This is a genomic window from Bacteroides sp. CAG:189, from assembly GCF_000432295.1.
GTDB classification, from domain to species: domain Bacteria; phylum Bacteroidota; class Bacteroidia; order Bacteroidales; family Bacteroidaceae; genus Bacteroides; species Bacteroides salyersiae.
In genome coordinates this window covers 1-18,837 of the sequence record NZ_HF991073.1, presented here as the reverse complement: position 1 = coordinate 18,837, position 18,837 = coordinate 1, and the positions used below count along the sequence as shown (strand labels likewise).

12 protein-coding genes and 1 pseudogene are annotated in these 18,837 nt (G+C 43.9%); 4 read left to right on the top strand and 9 right to left on the bottom strand.

Annotated features, from left to right (window positions below):
- Positions 1-5,271, top strand: a 5,271-nt coding sequence (locus QVP90_RS10250; RefSeq protein WP_288204256.1) for a DUF4465 domain-containing protein, incomplete at its 5' end; no start/stop codon positions are given.
- Between the two features lie 130 nt (positions 5,272-5,401).
- Here QVP90_RS10250 and QVP90_RS10245 read toward each other — a convergent pair.
- From QVP90_RS10245 to bioA, 6 genes are all read right to left on the bottom strand, one after another.
- Positions 5,402-6,493, bottom strand: a complete 1,092-nt coding sequence (locus tag QVP90_RS10245) for a T9SS type A sorting domain-containing protein (RefSeq protein WP_021936346.1) — start codon at positions 6,491-6,493, stop codon at positions 5,402-5,404.
- A 163-nt stretch (positions 6,494-6,656) separates the two neighbouring features.
- On the bottom strand, positions 6,657-7,298 hold the full coding sequence (gene bioD, locus QVP90_RS10240; RefSeq protein WP_021936345.1) for a dethiobiotin synthase: 642 nt from the start codon (positions 7,296-7,298) through the stop codon (positions 6,657-6,659).
- A gap of 118 nt (positions 7,299-7,416) precedes the next feature.
- Complete coding sequence (gene bioC, locus QVP90_RS10235) at positions 7,417-8,217, bottom strand: malonyl-ACP O-methyltransferase BioC (protein WP_007481817.1); 801 nt, start codon at positions 8,215-8,217, stop codon at positions 7,417-7,419.
- Positions 8,214-8,915 carry a DUF452 family protein gene (locus QVP90_RS10230; RefSeq protein WP_021936344.1) on the bottom strand — a complete coding sequence of 234 codons (702 nt, stop codon included), beginning with the start codon at positions 8,913-8,915 and terminating at the stop codon, positions 8,214-8,216. Before QVP90_RS10230 ends, bioC begins: the two co-directional genes overlap by 4 nt.
- An 11-nt stretch (positions 8,916-8,926) precedes the next feature.
- The gene (locus QVP90_RS10225) at positions 8,927-10,072 is read right to left on the bottom strand and encodes an 8-amino-7-oxononanoate synthase (protein ID WP_021936343.1); all 1,146 of its coding nucleotides are present in this window, start codon (positions 10,070-10,072) and stop codon (positions 8,927-8,929) included.
- A 122-nt stretch (positions 10,073-10,194) separates the two neighbouring features.
- The gene (gene bioA, locus QVP90_RS10220) at positions 10,195-12,636 is read right to left on the bottom strand and encodes an adenosylmethionine--8-amino-7-oxononanoate transaminase (RefSeq protein ID WP_021936342.1); all 2,442 of its coding nucleotides are present in this window, start codon (positions 12,634-12,636) and stop codon (positions 10,195-10,197) included.
- Between the two features lie 221 nt (positions 12,637-12,857).
- Between bioA and QVP90_RS10215 the strand changes: the two genes are divergently transcribed.
- The 3 genes and pseudogenes from QVP90_RS10215 (at position 12,858) to QVP90_RS10205 (ending at position 15,846) form a co-directional block, all read left to right on the top strand.
- Complete coding sequence (locus QVP90_RS10215) at positions 12,858-14,417, top strand: ATP-binding protein (RefSeq protein ID WP_005930618.1); 1,560 nt, start codon at positions 12,858-12,860, stop codon at positions 14,415-14,417.
- Between the two features lie 318 nt (positions 14,418-14,735).
- Positions 14,736-14,936, top strand: a pseudogene (locus QVP90_RS10210) (helix-turn-helix domain-containing protein); the annotation flags it as partial.
- Between the two features lie 7 nt (positions 14,937-14,943).
- Positions 14,944-15,846, top strand: a complete 903-nt coding sequence (locus tag QVP90_RS10205; RefSeq protein WP_005930623.1) for a helix-turn-helix domain-containing protein — start codon at positions 14,944-14,946, stop codon at positions 15,844-15,846.
- A gap of 231 nt (positions 15,847-16,077) precedes the next feature.
- Here QVP90_RS10205 and QVP90_RS10200 read toward each other — a convergent pair whose 3' ends face one another.
- From QVP90_RS10200 to QVP90_RS10190, 3 genes are all read right to left on the bottom strand, one after another.
- Entirely contained in the window at positions 16,078-16,623 is a 546-nt protein-coding gene (locus QVP90_RS10200; protein ID WP_021936340.1) for a hypothetical protein, read from the bottom strand.
- 217 nt (positions 16,624-16,840) lie between these two features.
- Positions 16,841-17,215 carry a hypothetical protein gene (locus QVP90_RS10195; RefSeq protein WP_249932178.1) on the bottom strand — a complete coding sequence of 125 codons (375 nt, stop codon included), beginning with the start codon at positions 17,213-17,215 and terminating at the stop codon, positions 16,841-16,843.
- 478 nt (positions 17,216-17,693) lie between these two features.
- A complete protein-coding gene (locus tag QVP90_RS10190; protein WP_195333637.1) occupies positions 17,694-18,791 on the bottom strand; it encodes a DUF4421 domain-containing protein in 1,098 nt (365 codons plus the stop codon).
- Positions 18,792-18,837: the final 46 nt, after the last annotated feature.

Sequence of the window (18,837 nt, the reverse complement as noted above, 5' to 3'; positions counted from 1 at the left end):
GGACAGTCTCATGCAGTAGCGAACGGTAATCCGGAAGGTTTCCGAACGGTGAAGAATGAATATCTTTCAGTGGTCGGTACATTTGAAAAGACCATTTTCGGAACGTGGGACTTTGCCAGTACCAAGAATCCGTCTTCATACTATGATGGATATAATCCTGTTGAGGGCGATCAGATCGTGACTTTTATTCCCGGGACGAAAGGAATGATTGCAGAGTTGGAATTCAGCGATTTTCATCTGTATTATTATCCTACTGCTTCTTCTTATTATCCAAGAGCTAAATTTGAAGTTTATAGCGGAAAAGGAACCGGGGGTAAGCTGCTTTGGTCATTGACTACGGCAGATGACAAGGATAAAGGTCCCGAACGTATTCTTCGTTCGGAATCGGCAGACGGAGCATTGACCGTTGTATTTGATGCGAAGACCACTTCTGCTTCTTATACGGCAAAAGGCTGGCAAGCCGAGGTGCGTGAATATCTTTCCGTACCGATGGAATTTAGTTCGGTGAATGCTTTTCAGGCAAGCACCCAGGTTATTCCTACCTCTCCGGCAGCGGCCAATCAAGAGGTTATCGGCTTTAAGATACTGACAGCCGGAGATAAGGCTCCTCTTTCACTGGAAGAAATCACCTTGAATATGAAAGGCGCCCAAGATAAAGTAAGCAAGGTGTACGTATATACATCGGGCAAGGATAGCGTATTGAACCTTGCTTCACCCATAGCGGAAGCTCTTCCGGATGCTTCATCTGCTGCCTTGAAACTGACATTGACCAATCCGTTGGAACTTCTTGAAGGAGCTTCTTATTATTGGATTGCTTATGATATGAAGGAGAATGTTGCTGCCGAGCAATCCATCGATGCTGCTTTGACATCTGTGAAAGTAAGTGGTGATGTAAAAGAGCCGGTATCCGGTGACCCTGCGGGGGAACGTGTGACAAAGAGTATCTATGTCATGAAATCCGGAGAGAACGGAATAATCAAGGTTGGTTCTCAATCTCTGATGTTCTACGACGAAGGCGGAGTAGAGGGTGGTATCACTCGCGGCTTTAAAGGAACGGTGACTTTTGAACCCGAACATGCCGGAAAAACGCTTAAACTGACATTGAAAAAATGGAATATCGGTGGCAGTGATAAGATGTATGTGTATTACGGAGGAGAAAAAGGGGATAAAGAAGATTTACTGATCGAGTCTACCAAGTATCCTCAGGAGGTCGTTTCATTCTCCGAAGATGGCAAGATAACTCTGTATTTCCAGACAGCCAGTTACGGTTCCAGTACCGGACTCGATGGATTTGAAATAGAGGTAAGCGAATACGAGATACAACCTCTGTCGTTGGGTGGACTGAAAGTTGTTCCGGTAAATGAACGTTCTTTCCTCAGAGGAGCTAATGCAGTGATGCTTCGTGTAGATGTGGAAATCAAAGGCGATAAAGGAGAATTCACGCTCGATGCCTTGAAGTTCAGCAATGAAGGCACTTCATTCTCTACGGATATTGCTTCGGCAAGAGTTTATTGCACGGATACCGTGAGCGTATTTATGAACACGAATCAATATGGTGAAACACTGAAAGAACTGCCTTATCAGTTTGACGGAAACTACACGGCTACTTTACCCGGTATCTATAAATTCTGGTTGGTTTATGATATATCCGGAGATGCCTTGACAGGAAATACGATTAAGGCAACACCTGTGAGTGTAACGGCACAGGGCACCGAAACTCAGATAGAAGAGCCGTTTTCTGCCGAAGGGTATATTGTGGAAGGTTTCAAAGGTACTTATACGGTCGGTGTTTCGGACAAGGCCGATTATGCATCTATCGGGGATGCCGTAAATGCCATGAAAGATGGTATCGACGGTCCTGTGGTATTTGAACTGGAGAACGGAACTTACAATGAAGTGGTAAATATTGCGGAGATAAAGGGAACATCTGCTGTCAACACCATTACCATTAAGTCGAAAAGCGGTAGTTACCGTGATGTGAAGATTGTCGGTGGCAGATACATTGCTCCGGATGTCGATTCGAATGAAAAAGTACATGCCGGCTATGGTGTAGTCACCGTTGCAGGCGCGGATTATTTTACATTGGACGGGGTGACGGTGACTTCTTCGGATGTCTCTTATCCGGCCATCGTTCGTTTGAAAGATGCCAGTTGTTATGTGACGGTCAGGAATTGTTATCTGTATACGGAAATGTCGGCAGACATGTCTTTGATCGAAACGTATAGCCGTAATATAGCTGCCGATACGAACGACTATCTGGTTGTTGAGAATTGTCTTTTGGAAGGAGCTAACAAAGGAATGTCTTTAGGGGCCAGTTGGATCAATACTCCGTCTTATGAGGCAGGAGCTTGTGTCCGGAACAATACTTTCCGTAATCAAGGTGCTAAAGCGATTTATCTGCAAGGAATGAAAGCTTATTCTGTTACCGGTAATGAATTTTATAACGACCGGGCTACTGCGTCTTACACTGCACTCGATATGAGAAGGGGATTTGAACAGTGTATCATTGCGGATAATATCATAAATCTTGCTACTTCCAAAGACGCCACCGGTATATATACCGAGTATATAAAAGCCGGTCAGGAAGCTCCGGGAAGCATTCATAATAATGAAATAAACATCGTTTGCAATGCAAATGCGGGAGCTTACAGTTCTTTCTATGGTATAAAAGTCGGTAGTAAAGAAGTGTCTACTAACTTGAATATCGTTTATAATACGGTGAGGCTGACCGGTGTGTACAATTCTTCTGCAGCTCTGTTTATCAATAGCAGCATAAGCAATGGTGCGGTTCGGAATAATATTCTGCAAAACGAAGCGACCGGGCATGTTTACCGGATTTACAGTAAGGATTATTTCACCGGAATCGTTTTCTCCAACAATATGACCTATACTTCCGGTACTGCATTTGCCTATGCCGGTACTGCCGTCAATGATTTTGAGGCCTGGAAAGTACTTTCCGGAGAAAAGGACAGCTACAACGAACAAACGTCTTTCCTTTCGGAAACAGTACTCGAACCTGCACAAACCGGTAATTTGAAGAATGCGAAGCCGTTGGCATTTGTAACGACGGACTTGAACGGTACTGTCCGCGATGAGCAGACTCCTACCATCGGTGCCTATGAATACGGTGATGTTTCCGATAATACTCCGGTTCTGGTAGAGGGCTATCCTTCTTTCAGTAACATTACGCACGAGGAAGCTACTGCCGTATTGAAAGTCGATCTGAGCGGAAAAGCATTCCTGTTAGTGAAGGAAAAAACAGCGGTTGCACCGACGCAGGAAGAAGTTTTGGCTTCCGAACAGGTACTGCAACTGAGAAAGGGAAAAGAGGCTTCTGTTGTTCTGAGCAGTTTGGCAAATCAGACGGAATACATACTTTATGTGGTTCTGCAGAATCTGAAAGAGGTCAGTTCCGAAGTAATTGCCAGTGACGTGTTCACCACTACCTATACACCGACCGCAGTTTCTACTTTCGAGAAGGTTACTGCCGTTGAGGGCGACTTTGAAGACGGAACTGCCAAGTTCTCCGGATTTACGGTAGAAGATGCGGACGATACGGTAGTCGTTGGTAAGAAGGTAGCTAAGATAGGAACCAAAGGAACCATTACTTTCACCAATTCCGATAAGGGGATTCCTTTGACCGGATTCTTTCTGAAAGCCGGTGAACCGGTGACAATGGATGTTTATGATGAAGCAGATCAGAAACAGACCTTTACTTTAGGAGCAACGGATGGTAAATGGGTATTCAGCAATTTGAAGGATAAGGGTCTGATAACGAAGATCGAAATGACTTCTGCGGGAGATGCTTATCTGGATAACTTTAGTGGCGAACCTCTTGACCTGTTGGTTTATATAGCCAACCGGACGGTTCAGGAAAAAGACCGCGTGACGCTGACTGCTACGGTTTCTACCGGTGTGGCACCTTATACCTATGTGTGGAAAAATGCTATGCAGGAAGTGGTTTCTACGGAGGTTTCTTATGCATTCGATGCTAAAAATACAACTGCATGTACGTTGACGGTAACCGATGCATGGGGAGCTACGGATACGGATGAGGTAGTGATTACCGTAGAAGGTAATGCGTATACGGCTACTTTCGAAGATGTTTATCTGAAAGAAGAAAGTTATTGGAACGGTGAAGGGGAAGATGATTTTGCCGGTAACGGAACTTTCTCTACACTTTATAGCGGTTCGTACGCTTTCAGTAACAATAGGCATACATCTACCTATTGGTCGGGTTTTGCATGTTCCAATCAGACATCTGTGGAATATTCCGGTTTGAGCGACCAATATCGTTCGGCGGTAGGAAGCGGACACAATTCTGATAATTACGCGGTTTCTTATGTCTATACAGGTATTCCTCATGCAATCGATGTGACGAATAATAAAGCCGAAGGAGACTCCATTCGTGGATTCTATGTATCCAATACGGCATGGGTGAAAGAGTCTGTTCTGAAGGGGGACGGACAATCGGATGTTGCCGGAGGTTTCGTAACCGGTGATTATCTGAAATTGATCATTACAGGAAAGGCGGTAGATAATACGACTACTTCACTGGATTATTATTTAGCTGATTATACTTCGAAGAAAGAAGCCGATCATTACTGTCTGGATACTTGGCAGTGGGTAGATCTTCGTCCGTTGGGTAAGGTGAAAGCAGTTTCGTTCCGGATGGAGGGTACGAAACAGAATTCATACGGACTCACTACACCGACCTATTTCTGTATGGACGACTTTAACGGTTATCGCGAAGTGAAGCAAGGAGCTAAACAGGATGTCGGTTTTGAGGAGACGGTTATCAATCTGGCTCAGTTCTTTACCTTTGATGATGCCGATGCTTCTATTGACTATCAGATCGAAGAACCGTTTGATGATGAAGTAGCAACCATCACATTGGAAGATGGAAAACTGTTGGTTACCGGTAAGGAAGCCGGTTCATCCCTGTCGTTGCTGGTTAGTGCCGTTCAGAAAGGAAAGATACAGTTTGTACAGATTCCGCTTACTGTCAATAAAGCGATCGGTATGGAAAGTAACCGCGTTCGTGTTTCTACTTCTATCTATCCGGTTCCGGCTATCGACAAGCTGAATATCGTGACTGAGTTGGAAAATTACACCATCGAAGTGATTGCTGTAAGTGGTGCGAAAGTACTGATACAGGAAAACAATTCCGGTGATGCCACCATCGTAGTCGGCGGTCTGGAAAAGGGTATGTATCTCTTGAAGCTGTATAACGCAGAACAGACAGTTGTGAAACGGTTTACAGTGAAATAATTAATTCAAGGGAGAAGGAAAAAAGGGAGATGGGAGGATGGAGAGTGGAGAAGTAGGCTGCGCTATCATGCTGCATAGTACTTCTCCCATCTCAAATCTCCCATCTCCCTTTAATTAATTTTCCTTTGAATTAGTTTATAGTAAGTTTTCTGCTTGTTTCTTCCGTTCTGATCAGATAAATGCCTTTAGGTAACAGAAGAGGTAGGGTGGATTTTCCTTGACCGATTCGTTCTGATTTTAGTAATATTCCTTGCAGGTTATAAATTTCTAAAGTACATTCACGTTTGCTTGTGACTGTCAGATTTCCGTCCCGGTAGTCGATTTCGGAGTTCAGATCGTAAGAATGGATAGAAGTGGCTGTCGGATGCAGGTCGTCTATCGACAAGATTTCGGTAGATAATTCGCCGAGCCATCCGCATTGCTGGTTTACGGCAGTATATATTTTGATAAAGTCTATTTTATCGAGGGAAACAGTTTCTCCTTTTTCGTTCACTGCCCAGTCGATTTTGAATTTGGCACCATCGGTATTATTCGGTTTGTTATCGGCATAGCCGTATGCATAAGCTACTTGTTTCCACTTTTCCGGATTGCTACTGATTTTTACCGCATTATCCGGTAACCGTGTTCCTGTAAAGGTCAGTGTCCGCTCGCTAATCCATAGAGGGTAGTGGGCTTGCTTATGTCCTTGTGAACCCATATATTGGATGACTCCGCTTTCCCCTTTATTATCGATCCACTTGATGTCTTCATCGTTTCGGTCGGGCTTGGTGTAAGTCACCGTGTAATTCTTGATACTTTGCGGGTTATTGTATTCCGAGCCTTTCAACTCGTACCATTCATCGTCCGGAAGTCCGTTACGGTTGGAGTCTACGGATACCAATACAATGCCGGGTTCCGATGAAATGCCGTAGGGGCCGTCCATGGCATTGGCATCTATTTTGAAGTCATACTCACCGGGCACATTGATGATGCTGTGGTCGAATCCCACAACGATGTATCCCCCGAAGCCTCCCAAACTGACCAGTTGGGTTGTTTTGAAAGCCTCCAGACATTTGTTGCAGATCGTTTGTTCATTATCTCCGTTTGCGTAGGCGGGCAAGAGGTTGATGAACTGTCCGGGTGCCGGCCGGTATTCGAAAACTTTGGTGGCAGAGGATTCTTGCGCTTTCAATAAAGAGGTGCAAGAGAGCAGAATGCTTACCGAAAGTATTATTTTTCTCATACTGATATTGCTTTTATGCCGATATTGCTTTTTATAATCCGGCTGTTATCTCTGTCTGGCTGTTATCTCTGTCCGGTTATTATTGTAGATCCGGTTATCATTACAGATTCGGCTGTCATTGCAGACAGCCGGGGATACAGGTTGTAAAGATAAGCAATTAATTCTATATTTCCGGTACAAGTATGAATTGTGCATCCGGGAAATATTTTTCCATCTGTTTCCGGATAAATATCAAGGTGTCCTCCTGTATCGTTTTATCTGCTACGGTGGGGTAAAGATTGTACATCACGGTGTCGAGACGGATTCCCCGGTGGCGTATGGCTTCGAAGCTGAGCAGTGTATGATTGATGCTTCCTAATTTGCCGGATGTGACAAAGATAAGCGGGTATTTTTTTTGTACTATATAGTCGATTGTGAGCAGGTCTTCGGTCAACGGTACCATAAGTCCGCCGGCACCTTCCAGCAGAACGGTGTCATATCGGCGACTGAGCTCGGCTGTGGCCTGTTCCATTTTATTGAAGTCGATGGCGCGTCCGTCCAGCCGGGAAGCGAGATGCGGGGAAGCAGGGTAAGAGAAGATTTCGGGCATGGTAAGTCCTGCGCGGTCCTCTTCGGTAGGGGGGATGCCCATGATGCGGCGGTGCAGGTCGATGTCTTCGGAATGGCCGACATTCCCCGTTTGGATAAATTTTTGTGTGATCGTCCGGTTGCCTTTTTGGGTGAGTTCACGAGCCAGGAATCCGGTGGCGTAGCTTTTTCCGGCATCTGTATCGATACCGGAGACAAAAAATACATTCTGTTTCATTGTTTCTGTGGGCCTCTCCCCCGGCCCCTCCCCGAAGGGAGGGGAGAGGGGGAGAGTATTGTTTTATAAATTAATAGTTGTTGTTTTATAAATTGATAGTTGTTATTAGCTTAATGGTTTACAATACATTCTCCTCCTCCCCTCCCTTTGGGGAGGGGTCGGGGGAGAGGCTTCTTTTTTTTGCAATGATATAAATCGGGTGATAAGTGAGAGGTACGGATTGGTTGTCGCCAAACAAGCGGATGTACTCTTCACAAAAACGGTTTAGTTCGCGCCGGGTCCAGTGCTGTTTTCCGGTTCCCGTCACTCCTGTCTCTTTCAGATGGTAAAGCACTTGCAGGGGGGAGGGAAAAGAACGATGCAGTCTCTCCTCTTCCGAATGAATGAGGTCGTAGTGAGGGGTGAGTGCTGCTTCGAGTTCCGAAAGCGAGCGGTAAGGAAGTCCTTGTCCGGTCACGCTGCGTATTTCTTTCATGTTTTCCTGCCCGAAAGTGGTGATTGCGAGGTAGCCATTCCTGCTTAGGCGGTGGTGGCAACGGTGGAAGAAATTTTCCGGACTTTCGAACCATTGTAGGGTAGAACAGGAGGTCAGCAGTTCCGTATCTTCGGGGAAGTCGAGTGTTTCGGCATCTCCGGTGAGGAATATGGCACCTTGATCGAGCAGATCGTGGCAGCAGGCCTGCATTCCGTTGCAGAGGTCGTTCAGGAAAAACTGTTTCGGTTGTAAGGTGTGATAAAGCAGGCGGGAATAGTTTCCGGTGCCGCAGCCGAATTCCACTACCTTATTGAAAGGAGTTGCCGGGAGATGTTGCTGTAATAGGCAGGTCATCTTTTCCGCTATTTGTTGTTGTATGTCTGCTTTCTGGGCATAAGTGCCGATGGCTTTTGAGAAGCGTTCGGCTATCAGGGCTTTATTCATATTTCTTTCAGATACTTGATAAAGAGGGATTCGTCATAGTGGGCTTCGTTTCCGTCTATATTAGACATGGAAATTCCTTTCCAGGCTGCGCGCTGGTTAGTGGGAGGAAAAATACGATCACTCTCACCGATAATAGCCTGTTCCCATGCAAATGTTCCGGTAGGGAGCATTCGGTATTGTTCTGCGACGGCAGCAAGTTCTTCTTTCAGTTCTTCTATGCTTCGTTCGGGGGCTGTAAGCTGAAAGCGGGCAAAAACGTTTCCGTCCGCACACATCCTGCGTTGGAATTTTCGGAGGGATGCTTCGTTCAGCCCCTCCAACGTACCCATGAAGATAGCGGGCGGGATGCCCCGCTTCTCGTCAATAGGAAAAGGGGTACCGTTAATGGCAATGCGTCTGCGAATGGGTAGTGAAACCTTTGACAGAACTTGTGAAGCGGCCCAAACTCCCATCGACCATGCCACTACATCGATGACGGTGTAACCGGTTAAAGGGGAGGTGTCGAAATCAAGTGTCCGATAGTCATAGCAGATCATAAAGTCACTGTCTGGGGGAGCATATTGTAAAAAGGGATGTTCATCCATTCCCCAGCCTGCAAAAAAAAGTAAAAGGCGCGGAGGTTCTTGCGGAGGCGACGTATGGATATGCGACGGTGCTGTGTGGGTATACAGCGATGGCGTATAGATATATTGTTTCATCAATTCTTGTGTTAAGTGGTCAATCTTACTATCTCTTCTTCACTTATTTCTGCTGTTAATGAAAAGCGGATGCGTGATGTTCCTTCCGGTACCGTAGGCGGACGGACGGGCAAGGCATAAAAACCTTTACGCTGTAACTCTTCCGCTTTCCGGACGGCTATGCTGCTTTCTCCTGTGATCATAGGTATGATATGGCTGCTTGAGGGGCAGACGTATCCTTTGTGTTCCAATACTTCTTTGAGCTTACTGCTTACCAATTGCAGCTTTTCACGTCTCTGTCGGAAATTGGGCAGACGGGTGAATACGAAAGAGGTCCACTGAATGATTACAGGCGGCAGTGCAGTTGTAAAGATAAAAGTACGCATTTTATTGACGAGATATTCCCGTATCACTTTCCGGCAGACAATGTAAGCGCCTGCCGATGCCAATGCCTTGCCGAATGTACCTACCAGAAAGTCGATGTCAGAGATGCATTCCTGTTCTTCCGTACATCCCAGTCCTTTGTCCCCGCGTACTCCGAAAGCGTGTGCTTCGTCTACATACAGCCATACGTTAGCATATTTTTTTTTCAGACGAACCAGTTCGCGGAGATCCGCTTCGTCTCCGTCCATGCTGAAGATGCTTTCCGTGACGATGATGATCCGTTCATATTCCGTGTGGTTTATTTCTATCAACCGTTCCAACTGGTCGTATTGGTTGTGCCGGTACCGGATGCTTTTGGCTGCCGACAAACGTATACCGTCTATTAGGCTGGCATGTACCAGCTTATCTGCTAAAATCAGTGTCCGGGCATTGCTTACAGCCGGAAGGATACCCGTATTGGCATGGTATCCGCTGTTGAATACCAGTGCCGCTTCCGTACCGAAAGCCGTAGCGAGTTGTTGCTCCAACTGTTCGCAGGCTGTGAAGTTTCCCGTCAGCAGACGTGAGGAAGAGGAAGTAGGCAGGAATGTTTCCGGTGTCAGTGTTTCCAAAAAATCCCTACGCAACTCTATATCGTTTGCCAACCCTAAATAATCGTTTGATGAGAGGTTCAGCATCCGTTGTCCGTTTACAATAACGTCCCGTCCTTCGTGCAGGATACCGGGCAATTTTCGCAGGTTACTCTTTGCTTCCAGTTCCTGCAATTCCTGTTGCATTTGTTCGATGAGGATCATATATAATAATTATTTAATGTGCCAATATGCCAATGTGCCAATGGGCTGCGCTATGAAAAAGGATGTGCCATATGGTGGAGATTGGATATTATATTTCTTTTATTCTTTCATTCTTCCATTTTTTATTTCTTCATTCTCTCATTGGCACATTGACACATTGGCAAATTATTCATTATTTTTACAATTCCGTTTGTCAGTCGGGTTAATTGTTCCGGTGTGATGATGAATGGCGGCATCAGGTATACCAGCTTACCGAAAGGCCGAACCCAGATACCTTCTTCTATGAACCGTTGTTGCATATAGGCCATGTCTACCGGTTGTCGGGTTTCGATCACTCCGATGGCTCCCAATATCCGTACATCGGCTACGGAAGAGAGTGCACGTGCCGGGGCCAGTTCCCGTTTCAATTGTTCCTCAATGCATTGTACCTTCTTTTGCCATCCGGATTCTAATAATAGCTTTACCGATGCGCAAGCTACCGCACATGCCAACGGATTTCCCATGAAAGTGGGGCCGTGCATAAAAGCTCCGGGGGCATGATTGGAGATTTTGTCCGCTACTTCATTGGTGGTCAGCACGGCGGACAGAGTCATATAACCTCCCGTCAATGCTTTACCGATACACATGATATCCGGTTCTACTCCTGCGTGTTCCCATGCGAAGAGCTTCCCTGTACGGCCGAATCCGGTGGCTATCTCGTCGAAGATGATTAGTATTCCGTGTTCGCGACACAGCTTTTCGGCTTCCCGGAGATATTGGGGATGGTAAAACCACATGCCGCCTGCCCCTTGTACGATGGGTTCGAGGATAAGTGCCGCCAGTTCGCCGGCATGTTCTTCTATCACTTTTTTCAAGGGCAGGATATCTTCGGGGTTCCACTCTCCGTCGAAACGCGATTTCGGTTGTGGTACGAAATAGCGGATAGGCAGGGCCGAGCCGAACAGAGAATGCATACCGGTCACCGGATCGCAGACGGACATGGCATTCCATGTATCTCCATGATACCCGTTGCGGATGGTAACGAAATTGCTCTTTTCCGCTTTCCCGGCAGCATACCAATATTGCACGGCCATTTTCAAGGCCACTTCTACTGCCACCGAGCCGGAGTCTGCATAGAATATTTTCTGCATGGAAGGAGGAACCAGCGGCAACAGCAGCTTGCCCAGTTCGATAGCGGGATCATGGGTGAGTCCGCCAAACATCACATGCGACATCTTCGCCAGCTGTTCCTGTGCCGCGTTGTTCAGCACCGGATGGTTGTATCCGTGCACGGCACACCACCATGAAGACATCCCTTCGACGAGTACAGTTCCGTCGCTCAAGGTAATTGTTGCCCCATCCGCCCGTGCCACTTTGTATACCGGCAGTGGGTGAGTGGTCGAGGTGTATGGATGCCATAGGTGTTCACGGTCAAATGGTGAAGACGGAAGTTCATATCCGGCTTCCCGGATCATTTGTTTGTCTTCCGACACCTTCGAACCGAGGGTAGTCAGCAGATCTCCCACGATCGCCGAATTGATGCCGATGTGCAGCGCACGTTTCATCGTTTCCGGTGAGAGCTGCGAACGCCCTCCTGCGAAGCGGAGATAGGCTGTCGGATTAATAAAGCGGAAAAGTGCGATAGCGGTTAAGACTTCTTCTTCGCTTAAGGAAGACGTATGTTCGAGGGGAGTTCCCGGAATGGGGCTGAGCAGATTGATCGGGATGGACTGTACTCCGAGTTCTTTGAGAGTAAAGGCGAATTCGATGCGTTGTTCCATCGTTTCTCCCATGCCGATAATACCTCCGCAACAGATGTCCATGCCTACTTGCCGTGCGGCGTGCAGGGTAGTGAGTTTCTGCTCTTGCGTATGGGTAGAGCAAAGCCGGGGAAAATAGGAAGGAGCTGTTTCCAGGTTGCAATGATAGCGGGTGACACCGGCGTCATACAAAGCACGAAGTTCATTTTCTTCCAGCAGGCCTAATGAAGCGCACAACCGGATAGAGGAATGCCGTCGCATGTGGCGGACGGAGTCGCAAAGCAGAGTAAGTTGTTTCGGAGAGGGTTTTCGTCCGCTGGTGACGAGGGAGAATCGGGCTACGCCTTGTGCTTCATTGTATTGTGCTTGTCGGAGGCATTCATCTTTACTGACGAGGTCGTATACCTCCGCTTGGGTTTGGTAGTGGGAAGATTGCGCACACCATTTACAGTTTTCCGGGCAGCGTCCGGACTTGGCATTGATGATGGAACACATGTCGAATTCGTGCTGTGCACGGGCCACGGTAATCTCATGGGCAGCTGCATAGAGCGCCTCTTTATCGGCTGTATTAGCCAGCCAGGCTGCTTGCTCGGGCGTTATATCGATACCGCCCAGCACCTGGTCTTTCATTTCTTCAATAGTCATAAATAAATTGAATGGGATTGTTTGAGCCGCTTTCTGTTTGGAGAGTGAACGTTCCGTCACGTTGAGATGCAGTTGCCCGATAGTGACCTGGCGCCCCAGGCTGGCAAAGGCAGCATACCCTTTCCGGCTCCAACAGCGGAAGCGGACAACAGGTTTATGGGTATGGCGGATGGTTTTCATTCTCTTTCTTTATTTTTTCAGAATGCAGCAAATGTTTTTTTTGAACGCGGCAAATGTACAAAGAATCTTTTGAATCTATGTAGAGCCTGCTTAAATAATGCTGAGGAAAATTTGAACAGGCCCTACGCTTTCTTTTTTTCTTTCTTTCATCTGCATCCTGATATTGAACAGAAAAGTGTATCTTTGCGTTTAAGTATTTTCATTATTAAAACAACGGCCTTATGATTGATTTGAATCGTAAACTTCCTATAGGAATACAGACTTTTGAGGATATTCGTAAAGAAGGATATCTTTATGTGGACAAGACTGAATTAGTTTGGAGGATGGCTAATACGGGAAAACCTTATTTTTTAAGCCGTCCCCGCCGTTTTGGTAAAAGTTTGTTGTTGTCTACTTTCGAAGCTTACTTTGAAGGGAGAAAAGAACTTTTTGAGGGTTTGGCCATAGAGAAACTGGAAAAGGAATGGAATACTTATCCGGTGCTGCATCTTGATTTGAATGCCGAAAAGTATGATTCTCCGAAAGGACTACATGCTATTCTTAGCAATCACCTTACTCAGTGGGAGGCTAAATATGGAAAAGGAGACGATGAATTGACTTTGTCCAATCGTTTTATGGGAGTTATTCGTCGTGCTGCAGAATCAACTGGCAAGAATGTTGTTGTCTTGATCGATGAATACGACAAGCCGTTACTTCAAGCTATGCGGAATGAGCCGTTACTTTCTGAATTCCGGGATACTCTAAAAGCCTTTTACGGTGTACTGAAGAGTGCCGACCGTTACTTGCGTTTTGCTTTTCTGACGGGGGTAACAAAGTTTGCACAAGTCAGTGTATTTAGTGACTTGAACCAGTTGCAGGATATAAGTTTATGGTATGACTATGCCACTGTTTGCGGTATAACGAAAGAGGAGCTGACGGCTGTTTTTCGTCCGGAACTGGAGGTTCTCGGTAAGGTCAGCGAGTTGTCTTATGAAGAAACGGTGGATGAGATGACGCGTTTGTATGACGGTTACCTTTTCCATCCGGCCGGTGAGGGAGTCTTCAATCCGTTCAGTGTGCTCAATGCGTTGAAAGCAAAGGAATTCAATGATTATTGGTTTCAGACCGGGACACCTACTTTTCTTGTAGAGTTGCTCAAGCAAAGTGATTACGATCTTCGGGTTCTGATTGACGGCGTGGAAGCTTCTTCTGCTGCTTTTTCCGAATATCGTGCTGATGCGGAAAATCCTATTCCGTTGATTTATCAAAGTGGTTATCTGACGATAAAAGAGTATGATAAACGTTTTAAGGTATATCGTTTGGGATTTCCGAATGATGAGGTGAAGTATGGCTTTATGAACTTTATTCTGCCCTTTTATACTCCTATACCGGATGGGGAGCGTCGTTTCTATATAGGTAAGTTTATTCAAGAATTAGAAAGTGGTGATGTTCCTGCCTTTCTTACCCGTTTAAAGGCTTTCTTTGCTGATTTCTCTTATGAACTGAACGAAGAAAAGGAACGTTATTATCAGGTCATTTTCTATTTGGTATTTAAATTAATGGGGCAGTTTACCGAAGCGGAAGTACGTAGTGCTTGCGGCCGTGCGGATGCTGTCGTAAAAACTCCTAAATATATTTATGTATTCGAGTTCAAGCTGAACGGTACTGCAGAACAGGCTTTGCAGCAGATAGATGATAAGGGATACTTGATTCCTTATCTGTCTGATGGGCGTGAGGTTGTAAAAGTGGGAGTAGAGTTCAGTGCCGCCACCCGGAATATCAGCCGGTGGCTGGTGGAATAAAGTGTTATTTTTCTTCTTGTATTTCTTTTTTAGATAGAAGTTGAATCCGATTATTTAGACCTCAATTACAGATTTTATGATACTGATACAAGGAGATTATATGTAATCTGTAACTGGGGTTATACAATCCGTAATTAAGGTTGTCGGAGTGACAGGATTATCTTGTACTTTTGTAATTGATATGCAACCGAGGTACTTTTGAGGATTAAATAGCAATAATTATGGATAAGATATTCAACTTGGGCAGTGTAGACCAATACCACAAATTGTACGGTTTTGAAACTTTGAATCCGTTGGTCAGTGCAATCGATTTGAATGAAGCCACCCGGCAGGATACCACAGGAACACATTCAGGAGAAAGTGATCGGAATGGCAAAGGAACGTATGGGCGGTACAGAGGATACCGTCAGCCAGATTGCCTATTCGCCGGGATTCCAATACCCGCAGCACTTTTGTCGTCTGTTCAAAAAGCGGGTGGGGTGCACTCCTAATGAATACCGTGTACCGAATAATCAGTGAGAAGAATATGGAGAAGAAAAATACATTGGACTTTAATACCGTGCATGAATGTAACCGTTGTTTGGACTGCAAGACATTGCATCCTCAGGTGAGCCTTATTAATCTGGAGAATCCGTGTCTGGAGCAGAATACTGTTAAGTTCGAGTTCTACGCTATCTTGCTGATAGAAGACTGTCCGGATGAATGTTCATGTTGCGGCCGGAAATATTATGATTATTCCAATGCGACAATGGTATTTCTTAAACCGGGTGAAGTTTTCCGTATGAACGAGGAAAAAACCTTACCCGGTAAAGGCTTTCTGTTAGTATTTCACCCGGACTTGTTGTTTCAGACCACATTGAGGAACCATATTAATAATTACACATTTTTCTACTATCATAAAGAAGAAGCACTGCATCTGTCGCAGCGTGAAACGGAGAAAGTTACTTGTTGTCTTTGGAATATAGAGGAAGAACTGCATCATTCGATTGATACGCATAGCAGGACTATCCTTTCACGGCATATCGAATTATTGCTGGATTACTGCACTCGTTACTATGAACGTCAGTTTATCACCCGTGAAAACAAGAATAAGGCTATTCTGAAAAAAATGGAGCAGTTACTTGAGGATTATATAGGTTCTGGAAAATTGCAAAACGGGAAACTCCCTGCACCCGATTATTTCGCGGAAAGACTCAACCTCTCTTCTGCTTACTTTACGGACTTGCTGAAATTTGAAACGGGTAAGACTTTGGAACAGTATTTCCAATTCAAACGACTGGAGGTTGCCAAACGAATGTTGATGGAATCCGGTACAACGTCCACCGTTGTTGCCCGGCAATTAGGTTATCCGAATGTACAATATTTCAGTTTTGTCTTCAAGAAAATAACGGGCGTTTCACCAAGCGATTACCGATATTCACAAAGCTAAAATCAACAATGGAAGAATTTAGGATTGATATGCGCAAGTCTGAAGAGACCAATCCCGGTGAAGGAGTTCGTTGTGTACAACTCTACTTTTAGATTAATCATATTATGATAAGGTATTTTGTTTTTCATAAATGACAATATTGTACTTATGAAGGTGGTCTCTATTTGTTTTGAAATGCCAAAACCTGCATGGTAATTGATTTTAGACGTTATAGTGTACTCTTCTAAGTTTTTAAAAGTAATTGATTAATTTCCAAATAAGTGTTTGCTGTTCTTTTGTAAATGGCAATAATTTGCGGAGTTTTCTGGATTTTTGAGCATTTTTGTATGCAGCCATTGTCGATATATTGAACTCTAATTTTTTATTATGATTCTTATCATACAATACAAAGTAATAATAAATGGTGAAATATTCAGAGGATCGAATATCGTATATTACCTCATCATTCTTGCCCCATGAAAACAAAGAATCTAACCGTTTATCTGTTAATTCAAATTTATAAGTATTCAGAATACCTTTATCTTGTTCTCCTTGATATACTTCAAAAAAAGAATCTCCTTCCTTGATAATGAGAAAGAGTGACTGACTAATGAAATAACCACAATAAGAGTAACCTATTAATTTATCTTCCAGATTATTATTGATAATAATTTCTTTGATGGTTCGCCTACCAGCCGTGTATTCATCATAAATATTAATAGTCTGGGCATTAACTTGCCCAGATAACCAAACTGGAATTACAAAAGATATCAATAGAATAGATGAAAGAATTCTCATACTACATTTTATCTAAATCCAGGTAGGGCAGATGGATTCGGAATAATAACTCTTGGTCCATGATTGCTACCATTATTAATATAATTAATTCCCATAACACGTAAGATTAAGTTTTCCGTCAAAATTGCATCGGTATGTTGATTTACCTGCCCTCGTCCCTGAGCTAATGAACGACCGATGTTTATTAGTGATGCGATATTAACACATCGCTAATAATCTATTTTTGGAGGATACTTTTGCGTTTCGAATAATCAATAGAAATTACTACCCATTTGTTTTGGCGTTTTTCTAATCCGTAAGTTATCGTTTTAATGCTTATGTTGTCATCTTTTGCTTTAAAAGAAACACTCGCATTATTACCATTAACAGTTTCTTCTATATTGTAATTCCTATATCCAAAAGTGTTTGTGAATTTTTTATCTTTGCCAAGATTGTTCTTAAACATTATTAGTTTTTTCCAATCTTCTTCCGGATTTTCAGATCCTAATTTTGTATATACTTGAATTACATCAATGTACTGTTTTGCATCTTCTAAATCTAATGCCTGCTCTGCATCTATCAGCTTTACAACTGTAACAAATGGTGTTTCCAATATTATTGTTTTATTAATAGAACAAGAGGATGTTAGTAATATAAGGAAACAGAATAAATATAAGATAGTTCTATTTTCCATAATATTGTAAATAGGGTTTGGTAATAACAATAAATAATGTTGTTCTGTAATGAATTTATGTCATCAACAAAAATACAACAATTTTTGAGATAAAATCATAATTACATTATGTGTTTTTGAATGTTTTCTATTTTAGTTTCGTACTTCACTTGATTTATTTTATCAAGATAATCTATATTTAATTTAAGTTATATTGAGTGGATGTTATTTGGTTATGAAAAGTAACCGTTATGGTTAAGCAGTATAATACATATTGTTAATTCTGAAATTTTTCTCAACTTCTCTGTTTTGGTTATATGTACATTTTAGGGGACTGATAGGTGTGAGATTGTAAAAATGGGAGTAGAGTTCAGTGCCGCTACCCGGAATATCAGCTGTTGGCTGGTGGAATAAGGTGTTATTTCTTCTTCCGGTATTGTTTCTTCAGATAGAAGTTGAATCCGGCATATACCTGTAATGTACCGAAACCGTTGTTCATCGAGAAATTATCCCGGTAATAGTCATATGATCTGCCGACGAAAGAAGTGCCGGCAAAGTATTTACTGTTGTTATAAACCACTCCTGCACGCAGGATAAAATCAATGTTGAAGTTTTTGTACCAATCATTGGTTTGTGATTCTATCTTTTCGATGCGTGATGTCTTGTAGGCTACGGCGGGAGTGAGCGAAAGGCAGGCCAGCCAATTACGGGCAAATACCCAGTTGTAGGCATATCCAAACGTGAGGCTGATGTTGGTATATTTGATATGTTCTACTTTCATATCCTCGTTCATACTTCCTTGGATAGCCTGCGGCAATCGGGTATAATCGAAGTTCAGATCATGTGTGGAGATAGAGAAACCGGCGATCATTGAACCGGCACTTCGTCTTTGGTTGGTACTTTGGCTGAAAGCCGCCGGATAAGAGAAGCGGCGGTAGTTGAATACATAGAAGAGATTTAACCCTTTCATGTCTACTTTCAGACCGTCAAAGCTTTCGGAATAGTCACTGGCAATATCATCGAAGCCGGTCACTTTATGTATTTTATAATCGTTACCCGTGCGACGGTAGAAGATATCCACTCCTAACTTGGCGCTGTAAAGGCTCAAATCGAATTCCGTACCTTTTCTTTTTCCTTTTTGCTTGCCGTAAAGTCCGTCCGTGTCGATAGACCATCCTAAGAAGATCCATCGCCAACCGAAGTAAGGGCCGATCTTGTTGCGCGGATTGGGAGAGAACCGCAATCGTTGTGATTCGGGAGTATTACTGCCTATGGCGTAATATTCGTAATTCGTGAAATGATCCAGCATTAAAGCATAGTTATATCGGTTGGGCCCGATATAAGTCGTATCGATATCATTGGGATTAAACAGATAATTGAAAGCCCTTATGAATCCATTGGGACGCTTTTTCGTTTGCAAGCTATCTGCTACTGCAACTGTTTTTTCAATTTCTCCGCTTTGGGCAAACGAAGAAAGCGGAAATGATAAACAAATGAATAATAATAATGTGCCAATTAATAATGTGTCAATGTGCCAATATGCCAATGTGCCAATGGGCTGC

What these genes read in the sequence shown, in the direction of transcription:
- QVP90_RS10230 (WP_021936344.1), bottom strand. Translation starts at nt 8,915, where the DNA reads ATGAAACAATATATCTATACGCCATCGCTGTATACCCACACAGCACCG.
- bioC (WP_007481817.1), bottom strand. Translation starts at nt 8,217, where the DNA reads ATGAATAAAGCCCTGATAGCCGAACGCTTCTCAAAAGCCATCGGCACT.
- QVP90_RS10245 (WP_021936346.1), bottom strand. Translation starts at nt 6,493, where the DNA reads ATGAGAAAAATAATACTTTCGGTAAGCATTCTGCTCTCTTGCACCTCT.
- QVP90_RS10200 (WP_021936340.1), bottom strand. Translation starts at nt 16,623, where the DNA reads ATGAGAATTCTTTCATCTATTCTATTGATATCTTTTGTAATTCCAGTT.
- bioD (WP_021936345.1), bottom strand. Translation starts at nt 7,298, where the DNA reads ATGAAACAGAATGTATTTTTTGTCTCCGGTATCGATACAGATGCCGGA.
- QVP90_RS10215 (WP_005930618.1), top strand. Translation starts at nt 12,858, where the DNA reads ATGATTGATTTGAATCGTAAACTTCCTATAGGAATACAGACTTTTGAG.
- bioA (WP_021936342.1), bottom strand. Translation starts at nt 12,636, where the DNA reads ATGAAAACCATCCGCCATACCCATAAACCTGTTGTCCGCTTCCGCTGT.
- QVP90_RS10205 (WP_005930623.1), top strand. Translation starts at nt 14,944, where the DNA reads ATGGAGAAGAAAAATACATTGGACTTTAATACCGTGCATGAATGTAAC.
- QVP90_RS10225 (WP_021936343.1), bottom strand. Translation starts at nt 10,072, where the DNA reads ATGATCCTCATCGAACAAATGCAACAGGAATTGCAGGAACTGGAAGCA.